Origin of the sequence: Bradyrhizobium sp. AUGA SZCCT0182 (assembly GCF_018130185.1) — a bacterium.
Taxonomy (GTDB): domain Bacteria; phylum Pseudomonadota; class Alphaproteobacteria; order Rhizobiales; family Xanthobacteraceae; genus Bradyrhizobium.
Genome location: NZ_JAFCLY010000008.1, coordinates 111,021 through 124,286 on the forward strand (window position 1 = coordinate 111,021; position 13,266 = coordinate 124,286).

The following is a 13,266-nucleotide window of genomic DNA, read 5'->3' on the forward strand; positions in this document are numbered from 1 at the left end:
ACACGGCGCGTTCGTTCACGACGGTTCAGGCCTACCTCAAGCCCAAGGGCGAGCGCCGGTAGCTGCTATTCCGGACCTCATTCCTGCATACGAAGCTGCCGCTATATCCCGACGCGTAACGCCTCTGGCCCTTCAGGTAATAGCGTTCTGTTCTGAAATCGAGCCAGACGATCATGTCCCCGGGACAATGGCGTTGCGCCTGGGATTCATAGCGGAACGGCGTAAGGCTCTGCGCGATCGCGCTATGAGACGTGCACGAGATAATGGCTAGAAACGCAGTGAAGCAGCTGTAGGAGCCTAGTCGCATGTCGCGCCTATTTCGTTGCCCTCAAACCGGTACGCTGCGGCGCTCATTCCTACAGGATCGAACACTCCTTACATTACGCCAGTCCGTGCGATCCGGGCGGAACCATATAGAGTGTCATGGCAAATATTGCGTAGATGAATATCAAGAGAGCGCCGATGAACCATGCCGAACGACCGCTGTTCGTAACGAAGGTCGCCGTCACGGTCGCGATCATCACCATGGTCACGGCACCGGGCCAAAATTGCAGATCCATTGGTTTGGGCCCGACGACGTAACTCAGGAGCACCAGCACCGGTGCTACAAACAGCGCGATCTGGGACGCGCTTCCGAGCGCGATGCTAACGCTCATATCCAGGCGGTTCTTGCGCGCCGCGGAAAAGGCCACGGCCATTTCAGCTGCAGCACCGACCAGGGCGACGATGATGAACCCGACGAAAGCCGGGCTCATCCCCAGTGTCGTCGCCGCGTGTTGCACCGACTCAACGAAAATTTCACTTACCAGCGCCACCAACACGGTAACAGCGAGGAGTGTTCCGACCGCTAGGTTGATCGGCCACTTTGTTTCCCCCGCCTCGCCGTGATCCTCGCTCGCAAAGAGTTCCTTGTGGGTCTTTAGCGAGAAAAGCAAGCTCAATCCGTAAGCCACGATGAGCAGGATAGCCAGGGCGGCGCTGAAATTCTGAGCCATCACCTCGCCGCGCGCCAAATCGAGTTCGGAGACCGCTGCCGGAGCAAGGAGCGCAATGGTCGCCATCAACAGCAAGGCCGAATGCATCCTGCCTCCTGCACGATTGTACTCCTGAACATGATACCTGAGGCCACCCAACATAAAGGAGGCTCCCAGCATGAAAAGCGAGTTGGTGACGATAGCGCCGGCAATCGACGCCTTCACCAGCATGTACTCTCCGGCTCGCAGCGCAGTGACAGCGATAATCAACTCGGTCAAGTTTCCAAGCGTTGCATTCAACAACCCACCGACTGCGTCACCCGTCTTTTCGGAGACGGCTTCGGTTGCATGACTAAGAAGGGCAGCAAGCGGAACGATTGCGAGAACTGCGAGCACAAACAGGAGCGTATGGGCGGTCGGCACAACCTTGGCTGCGATCAGCACGGCGGGCACAAATATCAGCATCCACAGCAACGGAGTCTCTCGGATCTCCCTTAGCAGAGAGTTCATGGTGTTGGCCGCTCCTCGGAATAGGGCCGTCCGGTTGCCTTCCGGATCCTCTCCTGCTGGTGATCTCGGCGGGCATCGGGGCGTAAGAAAACTCGTCGCCGCACATTCTTGTTGATCTAGATCAACGGACGCCTGCGCAGTATCTGAAGCACTGGGAGCAAGCTTCGCGATCGCCAAGACTAATTCGGGTCGCCGCGTCAGTTCTGACGGTAGCCGGCGCCGCTACGAGGTTGTATGGGGGCCGAACGTGTCTCGCTCGGATATGAGGTTTGCCATGGCCGAAACACCGAAACTCTCTGTCGAGAAAGCACTGGAAAAACTGCGCGCCGCCGATGCGCCGAAATCCAAGAACGCGCGACGCACTGAGGAAATGGACGCTCTCGACGACGAGATAAAGCGCATGCGAGCGCAAAGACTTCGCCTGGATCGGCACCCGCGACGTTCGACCAAGAGTGATTGAAACTGCCATTGATTTACACCGACGGTTGCCCACAGCTCCTCGATCAGCCGCTCGTCTGAGCGCCGCAAATTCCGCTGGCACCCGGTGTTTCTTCTGAACGATGCGGGCGCCTCGATTGGCACCGCATTGCGCTGACGATCTTTGTGGGTTTGGTTCGGTACATTTGTCGCGGCTGAACGCGGCTGAAATCGCCGTTGTCCTTTACTGCGGCGGATAGTGACGGGCACGTGGCGACCCGATGCCTGTCGAAAGAAAATCCCGACGCCGGTCCCGCGGCCGATAACCGCTACACTGGCTTGGGGTCACTCCGGTCCAGCGCTTGCAGGCGTGCGTGAACGCGCTGATCTCAGGGTAGGCCAAGGGGAGCCATTGCATTCTCCACGCTTGAGCACAGCATGGTACGCTGCGGTCCCCGTCGCTTAAGACCACGGTTCCTTCTCGATATCGAAATGGCTTTCCGCGAGGGTGGCTCGCCCGTCTATCTGATCGCCAGCCCCACACTTTCAGTCGTAATCGGGATGCCGGCATGGCGCGCCGCACTTGACAACGCCGGCCTCACCCCGGAAGCGAACCAGATCGCGCTGGCAGATAAAGCCGGAGCGCCGCGCCGCCCTTGACCCGCCGCTTGCCTTCCAGCCCCGCCAGCACCCGACATCTCGCCCCATGAATTTAGGCAAAAGTTCCGTTGATCTACATCAATGCCCCACACTGACAGCGCAGCAATTTCCTGTCCGGCAGGGTTTGTAGAAAGAGGTTCAGCCATGCTTCGCTATATTCTTGCTGCTTTTGCGGCACTTATTCTGCTCACCGCCAGTTTGATCCCAGACGATGCCTACGCCCGTGGTCGCGGCGGTGGCGCTTATCGCGGTGGTGGCGGATTTCACGGTGGTGGCTACCGCGGCGGCGCGGTCGCAGTTCGAGGCGCTCGGGGTGGCGCTGTCGCAGTGCGCGGCGGTCGCTACGGTTATGGCGGCTACGGGTATCGTCGGGGCTACGGTGCGGCAGCGGTCGGCGCGGCTGCTGTTGGCGCTGCGGCGGCAGGGGCCTATTACGGCGGCGGCTGCGGTTACGATACCTACGGCAACTGGGTTTGCCCGCGCTACTAATCCGTGTTGAGGCGGCCGTGCGCCGGTGGCACGGCGCTCGGCTGCCAGCGTCAAGTCAGGCACACATCCCGAGACCCTGCCCATGGCGGCGGCCGTTTGTGCACTGGACGTCAAGAGCGGATGCATCCGGCGATGAGCCGCTATTTTTAAGTCGCCGGCTGCGGCTTTAGCGGCCTGCGAACAATAGGACAGCAACCAGCCCGACGTTCATCAGGCCAAGGGCGATGATGCCTGCGCGATAGAGGAATTCGATTGCCATGGCACGGTGCTCTCACGGGGCATTGTTCGCGAATTCAACACGATATACCCGCTTGCATCCCTTGGCATGTGCAGTTTGTGCCATTCGCGGTTGAGGCAAAGCAACAAAAAGTCGGCGCACGTTAACAAGCGAGTTTCGCGTAATTTTGCTCATATCTGCGCGCGCTTCGAGCGCGCAATGATAGCCGTGCGGGCGTGGATATGGGACGATGTCTTCCGTGATCTGATAGCAATCGCGATTGATTGGCTCGATGCCTATCGCGCGGGCGACCTTTTAATTGTTGATTGTTATGCCGATGATGCTTCCCTGCACTGCGACTGTGGGGCAAGAAAGAATTGCGCTGCACGCACGCTATCGCTGCGTACTGGCATCAACGGTTCGTTGAAACGCGTGCCGGCGATCTCATCGATTTGCAATGGGACGGCAGCGATGTTGTCCTGCACTTCCGCGCGTCGGATGAGATTTTGCAAGCGGTTCTTACGTTCAATCCCGACGGGTCGCTTCGGCGTAGTCGGTGCGCTCTGTTCAACAACCAGGTCGCCGCTACCGGGACTGAAAACCCGTGAAGGATTATCAAGCCTCGCTCGAAACACTTCGTAGGGACGCAGCCGAAGCGGCATTGATCCGCGATCTTGCCACCCAAGAAACGAAGCGCGATACGTTTGACCGGCTGCATCGGTAATTGCCAAGCTCATTCCGATGATGACCCACTCTATCACTTAAAGTCCGGTTCCCGACAGAGCAAATTAGGGCGACTTTGAAGCAGCCGGCGGCGGCGGTTGCCGGCCGTCTGACGGCAAAAGGCGTTGCGGCGGCGCGATTGCTTTTTCCTTCGGCACGAAGGTTGACGACCCGAGCGTGGCGGCGCGGCGGTGGATTGCTGTGGACAACCGGCCTTCGCCTTTAACTTTGTCGCCCGGGGCAAGACTTGTTGCCCAATTACGCCTCACGAAACCGGCGCTCCGTACCCTACCCTTTGTGGAAAGGGGGCGTCATGGAGTTATTTCGAGCTGAGAAGATCGCCACTGCTCGGGATCAATCAAACCATGACTGCCGCTTCTGCGCAGGAAGACTCACTCTTCTCAAGACGATCATGGAATCTGAAAGCGGAGTTGTCACTCATATGTTTGAATGCAAGCAGTGCGGAGAGCGCATTTGGACCGAATAGGCCGGCAGGAACGGCCACATAGCTAATAGCCCGGCAACCCACAGGCGCCCCTCGGAAACGATAACATCCACATTTTGCGCCGATGACAACTTTTAGACGCTTAGCAGCGCAGGCGTATGGCTGATCAATCGGAATTAACCGAAGTTGCGAAATCCCCACATCAGGATTCCCAATGTCACCACGAGAATGCACAGGCTGCCGACGGCGACCATGAGGACGACCTCCCAGCCAGAGAGGCCTGCCTTTTTGGCTTTGACAGCCCCGACGCCCAGCAAGACAAACAACAGTGGGGCGACCAGCAGTGTCATTTGCGCTTCTTCGGCGCCTGAACCGGCAGATCGAGCACGCCAAACAATGCGAGCAGCAGGGCAACTTCTTCCTTTGAACCAACTTTAATCATCGTCATCATCTCCTGTTCGAGGGTTAGTCGAACCGAGATTTCGAGGGGTTCATGGCGATTTCGTTTCGCGATTGTTTCAAGCTTGTTTCGTCCGGCAGAATTCTTAACAACCGGTTCAGGTGCCCAGATGCCAGGCCCCCAACAGGGACGAATCCCGTTTGGGTTGTTGGAACGGTTTTTCCGGAAGCGGGTTTTCCGACCGGAGGCGCAACATGACCAAACCCCAGATCGCCCGCATTTGGCGCGGCAGGACCAATCCAGACGTGGCAGACGCGTACGAGGCCTATAATTACGAGGTCGGCATCAAGCCGCTGATCGAGAAGGCCCTTGCCGTCCAGACGTTCAGGGAGGACAGACAAAACGAGACCGAGTTTGTCACCATCTCGTATTGGGAAGGCCTGGAATCGATGAGCAGGTTCACGGGCGGAGACCCATTCAAGATCCATCATCTGGAGCGCGACAAGGATTTTCTGATCGAGCTTCCGAAGTCCGTTCAGATTCTGAAGATACGGCATAGCCACGGAATCTAGCGCCCGTCCGGCCGACCCATTCAGAACACTCAACCGGGCAAGAACCCGTGAAAGAAGCCACCGCTCCGGCGGCCTCTTTCGTTTCGTGATTTACGTCACATCTCCGTTGATTGTGGTCCGCCATGATCGGAGCCTGCGAGACATTGCAAAAATGGTGCGAGACAATGGACAGCGAAAATCGCGAACTGAGCGTTGAGGAACTTGGGTCCGTTGCGGGTGGCGGGCTTGTGGACAATGTCTTGCCCGAAGCCGAGGCGAGCACGGCCGAGTTTCTGAAGAGATTTGCCGAGGCCTCGCTGCGGTTCAACGCTTTCATCAACAGCCCCACAAGTCAGGGCCCCGCGGTAACGAATCAAGGGTAGTACGGGCTACGAAAATGGGCTCACCGGCAGGGCCGGCGAGCCCAGAACAACCACGCTACGCGCTGGCTGGTCGAATCAGATTAGCATTTTTGACCGTTTGAAAGCCGGCACTGGCCGCTACCGGGCTGGCTCTTTGGGTCTGAGGCCTTCTGGGCCTGCGCAAGCGATCCCCCGACGAAAACAGCGAGCGCGAACGCAATTGCAACGATAGCTGAAAAACGGATCATCAAAACCTCCCTATTGGAAATGCCATCCCCGCCCCTTCGGAGACTGGCGACCCGAAGTGTCACGATAATCGTGAGGCCGGTCAAGCCGGGCGGCATCCCCCAAATAGATGAGGATAGCGGCCCATGCCCCCGTGCAACGCAGCAACGCATGTGCGGAAATCAGCGAAGAGAAACCGACCTGCCGGAGTAGAGGCGCAGCTGTTAAACCGGAAAGCGAACGGCGCTTCCGAACCGGCCTTCACCACATCGTCTGACGCGCGCGCTCCGGCCATTCGCGGTCGTATTTCTCGCCGCCCACGGTGTTGTCGCTCATCTCGGCCAGAATATCGCCTGGTGTCGGCAAGGTCTTCGGATCGACGCGCTTGTCGGGATTCCAGAGATCGGCGCGGACGATGGCGCGAGCGCACTGGAAATAGATCTCGTCCACCGTCATGACGATCACGGTGCGCGGCGCCTTGCCGTCCATCTTGAACGACGCCAGCAGCTCGGGCTCGGCGGAAACATGCGCGCGGCCGTTGACGCGCAGCGTGCTGCCCGAGCCCGGGATCAGGAACAGCAGCGCCACCCGTGGGTCTCGCACGATATTGCGCAGGGAATCGCAGCGGTTGTTGCCGCGGCGATCCGGCATCATCAGTGTCTTTTCATCATGGAAGCGCACGAAGCCGGGCAGATCGCCGCGGGGCGAACAATCCAGCCCCTCCGGTCCGCAGGTCGCCAGCGCCACGAAGGGCGACTGATCCATCAGCGCCCGATAGGACGCCGTCACGCGGTCCGCGACCTTGACCGTCGAGGCCTCACCGGGAAACCCATAGATCGCTTCGAGTTGCTCGATCGTCGTGATGACAGACATTTGCGTCCCCCCGTTTACTCGTCCCACTTCTCGCCTTTGATCGCCCGCACCAGCTGACGCGCGTGAAACTCGGCGCTGCCGGTGTTGACGATGGTGACGTCAGGCGCGGCCTCGTCCACCGTCCGACTAAGCCGGTGCTCGATCTTGCCGTCACTGCCGCGGGCGCGCATCGCCAGGCGTTCCGCAAGAACGTTCGGCGGCGCGGTGATCGAGATCACCGTGACGTCGGCATAGGCCTGGCGCATCGCTGGAATGATGGTGCGCGAAACATTGGCGACAACAGTGTGCCCGGCGCGGATTTCGTCGTCGATGGCGCGCGATATCGCATAGCGGTGGCCGTGCGCTTCCCAGTGCATGGCGTACTCGTCACGCGCCAGCGCCGCTTCAAAAGTGCCGGCGCTGACCTCTTCATTGTCCTCGGAGGCCGAGGCCTGCCGCGTGATCACGCGCCGCGGGAATACGATGGCGCCATCATCGGCGCAGGCCACCTTGGCAAGCCCAAGCAGCGTATCCTTGCCGGCGCCGCTCGGCCCGACCACCAGAATGAGCCGGCCCGGACCGATCGCGTCCGAATGGCCTGTTGATGTGGTGAGAGTGTCGGTCATGCCACACGCTGCCCTTCCCGCCAGACGCTGCGCACCACCGGGATGTCGCGCGCCACATGCACCCGGATCAGATCGGCGCGTTTGCCGATCGCGATTTCGCCGCGGTCCGAAAGCCCCACGGCCTCGGCCGGCGTCTTGGTGACGGTGCGGACGGCAGAAGCAAGATCAATGGCGGGAACATGCCGCGGCAATTGCAGGGCTGCCATCAGCAAGCTCGAAGGAATGTAGTCGGACGACAGGATGTCCAGCAGCCCCTCGCGGGCGAGATCGACGGCGGCGATGTTGCCGGAGTGCGAGCCGCCGCGCACCACGTTCGGCGCGCCCATCAGGATGCCGATGCCGGCCTGGTGCAGGCCGCGCGCGGCTTCCATCGTGGTCGGAAACTCGGCCACCGCGACGCGGTCGCGCACGGCGTCGATGACATTTTCCTCTGTCGTGTCGTCATGGCTGGCGAGCGGTATCGCGTATTGATGCGCCAAGGCCACGATTTCGCGCATATTGGCCGCGGCATAGGTCTTCTGGTAGGCAAAGCGCCGCTCGAACAGCACGTCGAGCTCGGCGTCGGTCATGCCGCCGCCCTTGCCGCGGTAATAGTCGCGCAGCTTCACTTCGTCGCGGAACTGGCGCTGTCCCGGCGTGTGGTCCATCAACGACATCAGCCGGATGTCCGGCCGGTCGATCAGCTCCTTGGCTTCCTCGACGACGCTCGGCATCGGGATTTCGCAGCGCAGATGCAGGAAGTGATCGGCACGCAGCAGATTTTCCTCACGCGCCGATGTGATCGCCTTAGCGAGTATGCCTGCCCTGCCATCGACCTCCTCGGCGCCGTCCTCGCGCCAGACCCGCAGCGAGTCCAAAACTGTCGTGATGCCCGAGGTGGCTAGCTGTCCGTCATAGGAGACGACTGCGGCGATCGGATCCCAGAACACTTTTGGCCGCGGCACGTAGTGCGCTTCGAGATGGTCGGTGTGCAGCTCAATCAGGCCGGGCATGATGAGGTCGCCGGCGGCGTCCACAGCTCGCCCGGGGGCATCGCCCTCGCCGAATTCGGCGATGCGGCCATCTGATATGGCGACCCAGCCGCGCGCGATCACGCGATCGGCGAGGATGATGCCGGCATTGCCCAAAATGGTTTCGTGCTTCGTTGCGCTCATCTCACTTCTCTTCCCTATGCCGCCGAGGCAAACGACGTCACATCGACGATCCGGTCCGCGATCAGATGGCGTATCTCGTCGTCATGGACGATCGCGACCATCGCCACCCCCTGATGTTTCTTCTGATCGATCAATTCAACCACGACGGCGCGATTGGCGGCGTCGAGTGACGCAGTCGGCTCGTCCAGGAGCAGGATCGGCAGATCGGAAATGAAGCCGCGCGCGATATTGACGCGCTGCTGCTCGCCGCCCGAGAACGTCGAAGGCGGCAACGCCCACAGCCGCTCAGGAATGTTGAGGCGGCGCAACAGCGTGCCGGCCTGCGCGCGCGCCTCTGCGCGGGCGATCCCGTTCACGATCAGGGGCTCGGCCACCACGTCGATGGTCGCGACCCGCGGCACCGCCCGCAAGAACTGGCTGACATAGCCGATGGTGGAACGGCGCACGCTGAGCACCTGACGCGGTTCGGCGGTGGCGAGATCGATCACGGTGCCCTGGTGGCAGATGCCGATCCGCCCGCCGTCGCAGCGATAATTCCCGAAGATCATCTTCAGGATCGAGGATTTGCCGGCGCCCGACGGTCCCGACAGCACCACGCATTCGCCTGATACAACGTGGAACGAGACCCCGCGCACGACGGGTAGTTCGACCCCGCCCTGCAGATGCATGGTGAAGGTTTTTTCGGCGTTAGTGATGTCGATCATCGCGGTCATTGGCCCAACTCATGCCGGCAAAATCGAGGAAACGAGTAACTGGGTGTAGGGTTCGCGGGGATCGTCGAGCACCTGATCGGTCAATCCGGTTTCGATGACCCGACCGCCCTTCATCACCATGACGCGGTGCGAGAGCAGCCGCGCCACCGCAAGATCGTGGGTGACGACGATGGCCGCGAGGCCCAATTCGCTGACGAGGTTGCGCATCAGATCAAGCAGCCGCGCCTGCACCGACACGTCGAGGCCGCCGGTCGGCTCGTCCATGAACACCAGCCGCGGCTCGGTGACGAGATTGCGGGCGATCTGCAACCGCTGCCGCATGCCGCCGGAGTAGGTCCGCGGCGCATCGTCGATACGGTCGGTATCGATCTCCACCCGCTCCAGCCAGGACGACGCCGTGTCGCGGATGCGGCCGTAGTGATTCCAGCCCACCGCCATCAGCCGCTCGCCAACATTGGCCCCGGCCGAGACCGCCATCCGCAGGCCCTGCGCGGGATCCTGATGCACAAAACCCCAATCGGTGCGAAACAAGAAACGCCGTTCGGCCTCGCCCAACGCGGAGAGATCGCGCAGCACGCCATCGCGCATCCGGTACGAGACGCTGCCCGCCGTCGGCGCCAGTTGCGCCGACAGCAATTGCAGCAGCGTCGACTTGCCCGACCCGGACTCGCCGACCACGGCCAGCACCTCGCCGGGATAGAGCGCAAAGGACACGTCGCGGCAGGCAATCAGCCGGCCATAGGTCTTGCCGAGATTTTCGGCGACCAGAAGCGGTTGATCGTCGAGGGTTTGCTCAGCCATGCGCCCTCTCCTTGTGCGGCGCCGCGCTTTCGCTGCCGCGATGCCCGGCCGTTTGGCGGCTCTCGCAATAATCGGTATCGGAACAGACGAACATCCGGCCGCCCTTGTCGTCGGTGACGATCTCATCGAGGTAGGAATCCCCGGCCCCGCACAGCGCGCAGGGCGCGTCGAACCGGTAGCGCGTGAAGGGATGGTCCTCGAAATCGAGCGAGACCACTGACGTATGCGGCGGGATCGCGTAGATCCGCTTCTCGCGGCCGGCGCCGAACAATTGCAGCGCCGGGCAGTTGTCCATCTTGGGATTGTCGAATTTCGGCGTCGGCGACGGGTCCATTACGTAACGCGCGTTCACCTTCACCGGATAGGCGTAGGAAGTCGCAATATGACCGAAGCGCGCGATGTCCTCGTAGAGCTTGACGTGCATCAGGCCGTATTCGCCGAGCGCATGCATGCGCCGGGTTTCGGTCTCGCGCGGCTCGAGGAAGCGCAGCGGCTCGGGGATCGGCACCTGATAGACCAACACCTGCCCGCCATGCAGCGGCGCTTCGGGAATCCGGTGCCTTGTCTGGATCACAGTGGCGTCAGCCGTAGCGGTCGTGGTCGCAACGCCTGTGGTCTTGCCGAAGAACTTTCGGATCGAGATCGCGTTGGTGGTGTCGTCGGATCCCTGGTCGATCACCTTCAGCACGTCGTCGGGCCCGAGAATCGCCGCGGTCACCTGCACGCCGCCGGTACCCCAGCCATAGGGCATCGGCATCTCGCGGCTGGCAAACGGCACCTGATAGCCGGGGATCGCGATCGCTTTCAGGATCGCGCGGCGGATCATCCGTTTGGTCTGTTCGTCGAGATAGGCGAAATTATACCTCGGCGCGTTCATTCCGCAGCCTCCTGCATCGGCGGCGCTTCCGTGGCCTCGGCGAACTCCTTGCGCAATTTGCGCAGCAGGCCGAGTTCGGACTGGAAGTCCACGTAGTGCGGCAGCTTGAGATGTTCGACAAAACCGGTCGCCTGGACATTATCCGAATGCGACATCACGAACTCTTCGTCCTGGGCCGGCGCGATCACTTCCTCGCCGAGTTCGCGGGCGCGCAGCGTGCGGTCGACAAGCGCCATCGACATGGTCTTGCGCTCGCTCTGCCCGAACGCCAGCCCATAGCCGCGCGTGAAACACGGCGCTTCGGTGGCCGAGCCCTTGAACTGATTGACCATCTGGCATTCGGTCATCGCGATCGCGCCGAGCGGCACGGCGAAGCCTACGTCCTCGGCCATGAATTCGATCTCGACTTCGCCGAAGCGGATTTCGCCGGCAAACGGATGGTTGCGGCCGTAACCGCGCTGCGAGGAATAGCCAAGCGCCAGCAGAAAGCCTTCGTCGGCGCGCGCCAGGTTCTGCAGGCGCAGGTCGCGGTCCGCCGGGAAGCTGAGCGGCTCGCGCGTGAGGTCGCCGACCGGCGTCTCCGCATCTGCCTTAGGCGACGGCTCGATCAGGCCGTCCCGGCCGAGAATGTCGGTCACGCGAGGCGTCGCCGCGAGCGACGCTTCGCTCGTCTCCGGCGTTTCCGGAGAAAACCCCTCGGCAAGCTGAGGATCCAGCAAACGATGGGTATAATCGAAAGTCGGCCCGAGGATTTGCCCGCCGGGAATGTCCTTGAAGGTCGAGGAAATCCGCCGCCGCACCTGCATCGCGCCGGTATCGACCGGCTCGGTAGCGCCGAAGCGCGGCAGGGTGGCGCGGAACGCGCGGACCAGGAAGATCGCCTCGATCATGTCGCCGCGCGCCTGCTTGATCGCGAGCGACGCGAGTTCGCGGTCGTACAACGAGCCCTCGGTCATGACCCGGTCGACGCCGAGCGACAACTGCTCGGATATCTGGGACAGCGAAACCTCGGGAACGTCACGGTCGCCGCGCCGCTCATGCGCCAGCAGGCGATGGGCGTTCTCGATGGCGCGTTCGCCTCCCTTGACGGCAACGTACATGTCTAGCCTCCCCTCGCGAACCGCGTGGTGCGCGGTATCGCGACAATTGCATCGTCATGGACCAGCACGACATCGATGCCGCGCGGAAACAGAGGCACATTGACGGCAAGCCGTTCGAACAAATCATGGGGCTGGATCGCGGCCTGCAGGATCGCTGTGCCGTCGATGCCGGGGCCGCGCAGTTCGAGGGCGGGCCCCTGCGACAGGCTGTCGACCTGCAGGATCAACGTCGTCGAACGATCCGGGTATTCATTGCTGCCGAACGCAAAACGATCGAGCGCCGGAAGCTCGCGGGGACTACCGATCAGGGCAAAGCTGCTGATCGAGGAATCCGCGATCACAGGCGCGCTGGTGTGGAACTTGAGCCATTTGGCAACGTCCGTCGTTGCCGACATCCGGCCGTCGAGCCAGATCGGCGTATCATGGTCGAACAGGGTCAGCGCAATAGCCGCGGTGCCGCGCATCATCGCGGCGGGCGTGCCGGCGACGGCCGCAATGCGCTGCACGCTGCCGGGACGCGCCATCGCATCCATCACCGAGCGGAAGGTCGATTGCGCTGACAGCACCTTGTCGGCAAATCCTGCGGGCAGTTCGGCAACCGTCGTCATCAACCCTCTCCCCGCACCAAGGTGTAGAAATCGACCCGCGTCGCCGCAGCCTCGGTCGCCTTGCGGTTCCGCGTGGCGGTCATTGCCGCGCACAGTGGCGCGATCACCTTTGTCTCGATGAGGCCGGCGAATTCATCCGATTGCACCATGGCGTCGCACAGCGCGATCATCCGCGCTTTCTCGCGGTCGCGGCCGAGCGTGTAGCCGAATCCGACCTGGCCGGTCGAAAGCCGCACCGCCGCACGCGATACCGTGGCTTCGCCGAGGTTGAAGGCAGAGCCGTCGCCGCCGATACGGCCGCGCACCATCACGAGGCCGTTTTCCGGCTCGCGCAGATTCTCGTGATCAGGCAGCGTGATCGCCGCCAGACGGCCGGATATCTCTGATGGATCGGAATGCGCCAGCACCGCCATGACGGCCTTGCGCTGCGCCTGCTTGTCGTTCTCGGTTGCCGTCATATCCACCTTGCCGGAATCAAGTTGTCTATGCTAATAGACAACTTCATAACCAAACGCCATGACTGTTTGGTGACAACAGGGTTGTTTTTTCGGATGACCGTCCC

General features: G+C 61.7%; 17 protein-coding genes. 5 read left to right on the top strand and 12 right to left on the bottom strand.

Features of this window, described 5'->3' with window-relative positions; all coding sequences use genetic code 11:
* Window positions 1–380: 380 nt before the first annotated feature.
* On the bottom strand, window positions 381–1,484 hold the full coding sequence (gene cax / locus JQ611_RS11560; RefSeq protein WP_212262846.1) for a calcium/proton exchanger: 1,104 nt from the start codon (window positions 1,482–1,484) through the stop codon (window positions 381–383).
* Between the two features lie 274 nt (window positions 1,485–1,758).
* Here cax and JQ611_RS11565 point away from each other — a divergent pair, with 274 nt between their 5' ends.
* The 3 genes from JQ611_RS11565 to JQ611_RS11575 all read left to right on the top strand — a co-directional run bounded on the left by JQ611_RS11565 (window position 1,759) and on the right by JQ611_RS11575 (window position 3,050).
* The gene (locus JQ611_RS11565; RefSeq protein ID WP_212262845.1) at window positions 1,759–1,944 is read left to right on the top strand and encodes a hypothetical protein; all 186 of its coding nucleotides are present in this window, start codon (window positions 1,759–1,761) and stop codon (window positions 1,942–1,944) included.
* A 449-nt stretch (window positions 1,945–2,393) separates the two neighbouring features.
* Window positions 2,394–2,561, top strand: a complete 168-nt coding sequence (locus JQ611_RS11570; RefSeq protein ID WP_212465496.1) for a hypothetical protein — start codon at window positions 2,394–2,396, stop codon at window positions 2,559–2,561.
* Window positions 2,562–2,705: 144 nt separating this feature from the next.
* Complete coding sequence (locus tag JQ611_RS11575; RefSeq protein WP_212465497.1) at window positions 2,706–3,050, top strand: hypothetical protein; 345 nt, start codon at window positions 2,706–2,708, stop codon at window positions 3,048–3,050.
* Window positions 3,051–3,596: 546 nt separating this feature from the next.
* On the opposite strand, the gene JQ611_RS11580 is transcribed toward JQ611_RS11575, so the two are convergent.
* Both JQ611_RS11580 and JQ611_RS11585 read right to left on the bottom strand, forming a co-directional pair.
* Window positions 3,597–3,998, bottom strand: a complete 402-nt coding sequence (locus JQ611_RS11580; RefSeq protein ID WP_212465498.1) for a hypothetical protein — start codon at window positions 3,996–3,998, stop codon at window positions 3,597–3,599.
* A gap of 613 nt (window positions 3,999–4,611) precedes the next feature.
* A complete protein-coding gene (locus tag JQ611_RS11585) occupies window positions 4,612–4,785 on the bottom strand; it encodes a hypothetical protein (RefSeq protein WP_212262841.1) in 174 nt (57 codons plus the stop codon).
* Window positions 4,786–5,089: 304 nt separating this feature from the next.
* Between JQ611_RS11585 and JQ611_RS11590 the strand changes: the two genes are divergently transcribed.
* Both JQ611_RS11590 and JQ611_RS11595 read left to right on the top strand, forming a co-directional pair.
* Entirely contained in the window at window positions 5,090–5,407 is a 318-nt protein-coding gene (locus JQ611_RS11590) for an antibiotic biosynthesis monooxygenase (protein WP_212465499.1), read from the top strand.
* Window positions 5,408–5,571: 164 nt separating this feature from the next.
* Entirely contained in the window at window positions 5,572–5,769 is a 198-nt protein-coding gene (locus tag JQ611_RS11595; RefSeq protein WP_212262839.1) for a hypothetical protein, read from the top strand.
* Window positions 5,770–6,234: 465 nt separating this feature from the next.
* Here the strand turns inward: JQ611_RS11595 and JQ611_RS11600 are convergent, their stop codons facing one another.
* The 9 genes from JQ611_RS11600 to phnG are packed head-to-tail and all read right to left on the bottom strand — an operon-like array spanning window position 6,235 to window position 13,162.
* The gene (locus JQ611_RS11600; protein WP_212465500.1) at window positions 6,235–6,846 is read right to left on the bottom strand and encodes a pyridoxamine 5'-phosphate oxidase family protein; all 612 of its coding nucleotides are present in this window, start codon (window positions 6,844–6,846) and stop codon (window positions 6,235–6,237) included.
* Between the two features lie 14 nt (window positions 6,847–6,860).
* Window positions 6,861–7,451 carry a phosphonate metabolism protein/1,5-bisphosphokinase (PRPP-forming) PhnN gene (phnN, locus tag JQ611_RS11605; protein ID WP_212465501.1) on the bottom strand — a complete coding sequence of 197 codons (591 nt, stop codon included), beginning with the start codon at window positions 7,449–7,451 and terminating at the stop codon, window positions 6,861–6,863.
* Window positions 7,448–8,605, bottom strand: a complete 1,158-nt coding sequence (locus tag JQ611_RS11610; RefSeq protein ID WP_212465502.1) for an alpha-D-ribose 1-methylphosphonate 5-triphosphate diphosphatase — start codon at window positions 8,603–8,605, stop codon at window positions 7,448–7,450. Before JQ611_RS11610 ends, phnN begins: the two co-directional genes overlap by 4 nt.
* 14 nt (window positions 8,606–8,619) lie before the next feature.
* Entirely contained in the window at window positions 8,620–9,318 is a 699-nt protein-coding gene (gene phnL / locus JQ611_RS11615; protein WP_212465503.1) for a phosphonate C-P lyase system protein PhnL, read from the bottom strand.
* Between the two features lie 9 nt (window positions 9,319–9,327).
* Complete coding sequence (gene phnK / locus JQ611_RS11620) at window positions 9,328–10,119, bottom strand: phosphonate C-P lyase system protein PhnK (RefSeq protein ID WP_212262834.1); 792 nt, start codon at window positions 10,117–10,119, stop codon at window positions 9,328–9,330.
* Window positions 10,112–10,996 carry an alpha-D-ribose 1-methylphosphonate 5-phosphate C-P-lyase PhnJ gene (locus JQ611_RS11625; protein ID WP_212465504.1) on the bottom strand — a complete coding sequence of 295 codons (885 nt, stop codon included), beginning with the start codon at window positions 10,994–10,996 and terminating at the stop codon, window positions 10,112–10,114. Before JQ611_RS11625 ends, phnK begins: the two co-directional genes overlap by 8 nt.
* Complete coding sequence (locus tag JQ611_RS11630; protein ID WP_212262832.1) at window positions 10,993–12,096, bottom strand: carbon-phosphorus lyase complex subunit PhnI; 1,104 nt, start codon at window positions 12,094–12,096, stop codon at window positions 10,993–10,995. Before JQ611_RS11630 ends, JQ611_RS11625 begins: the two co-directional genes overlap by 4 nt.
* Window positions 12,097–12,098: 2 nt before the next feature.
* Window positions 12,099–12,704: a phosphonate C-P lyase system protein PhnH gene (gene phnH / locus JQ611_RS11635; RefSeq protein WP_212465505.1), complete on the bottom strand. Its 606-nt coding sequence runs from the start codon at window positions 12,702–12,704 to the stop codon at window positions 12,099–12,101.
* Window positions 12,704–13,162 carry a phosphonate C-P lyase system protein PhnG gene (gene phnG, locus JQ611_RS11640; protein WP_212262830.1) on the bottom strand — a complete coding sequence of 153 codons (459 nt, stop codon included), beginning with the start codon at window positions 13,160–13,162 and terminating at the stop codon, window positions 12,704–12,706. Before phnG ends, phnH begins: the two co-directional genes overlap by 1 nt.
* Between the last annotated feature and the right edge of the window lie 104 nt (window positions 13,163–13,266).

What these genes read in the sequence shown, in the direction of transcription:
- cax (WP_212262846.1), bottom strand. Translation starts at nt 1,484, where the DNA reads ATGAACTCTCTGCTAAGGGAGATCCGAGAGACTCCGTTGCTGTGGATG.
- JQ611_RS11565 (WP_212262845.1), top strand. Translation starts at nt 1,759, where the DNA reads ATGGCCGAAACACCGAAACTCTCTGTCGAGAAAGCACTGGAAAAACTG.
- JQ611_RS11570 (WP_212465496.1), top strand. Translation starts at nt 2,394, where the DNA reads ATGGCTTTCCGCGAGGGTGGCTCGCCCGTCTATCTGATCGCCAGCCCC.
- JQ611_RS11575 (WP_212465497.1), top strand. Translation starts at nt 2,706, where the DNA reads ATGCTTCGCTATATTCTTGCTGCTTTTGCGGCACTTATTCTGCTCACC.
- JQ611_RS11585 (WP_212262841.1), bottom strand. Translation starts at nt 4,785, where the DNA reads ATGACACTGCTGGTCGCCCCACTGTTGTTTGTCTTGCTGGGCGTCGGG.
- JQ611_RS11590 (WP_212465499.1), top strand. Translation starts at nt 5,090, where the DNA reads ATGACCAAACCCCAGATCGCCCGCATTTGGCGCGGCAGGACCAATCCA.
- JQ611_RS11595 (WP_212262839.1), top strand. Translation starts at nt 5,572, where the DNA reads ATGGACAGCGAAAATCGCGAACTGAGCGTTGAGGAACTTGGGTCCGTT.
- JQ611_RS11600 (WP_212465500.1), bottom strand. Translation starts at nt 6,846, where the DNA reads ATGTCTGTCATCACGACGATCGAGCAACTCGAAGCGATCTATGGGTTT.
- phnN (WP_212465501.1), bottom strand. Translation starts at nt 7,451, where the DNA reads ATGACCGACACTCTCACCACATCAACAGGCCATTCGGACGCGATCGGT.
- JQ611_RS11610 (WP_212465502.1), bottom strand. Translation starts at nt 8,605, where the DNA reads ATGAGCGCAACGAAGCACGAAACCATTTTGGGCAATGCCGGCATCATC.
- phnL (WP_212465503.1), bottom strand. Translation starts at nt 9,318, where the DNA reads ATGACCGCGATGATCGACATCACTAACGCCGAAAAAACCTTCACCATG.
- phnK (WP_212262834.1), bottom strand. Translation starts at nt 10,119, where the DNA reads ATGGCTGAGCAAACCCTCGACGATCAACCGCTTCTGGTCGCCGAAAAT.
- JQ611_RS11625 (WP_212465504.1), bottom strand. Translation starts at nt 10,996, where the DNA reads ATGAACGCGCCGAGGTATAATTTCGCCTATCTCGACGAACAGACCAAA.
- JQ611_RS11630 (WP_212262832.1), bottom strand. Translation starts at nt 12,096, where the DNA reads ATGTACGTTGCCGTCAAGGGAGGCGAACGCGCCATCGAGAACGCCCAT.
- phnH (WP_212465505.1), bottom strand. Translation starts at nt 12,704, where the DNA reads ATGACGACGGTTGCCGAACTGCCCGCAGGATTTGCCGACAAGGTGCTG.
- phnG (WP_212262830.1), bottom strand. Translation starts at nt 13,162, where the DNA reads ATGACGGCAACCGAGAACGACAAGCAGGCGCAGCGCAAGGCCGTCATG.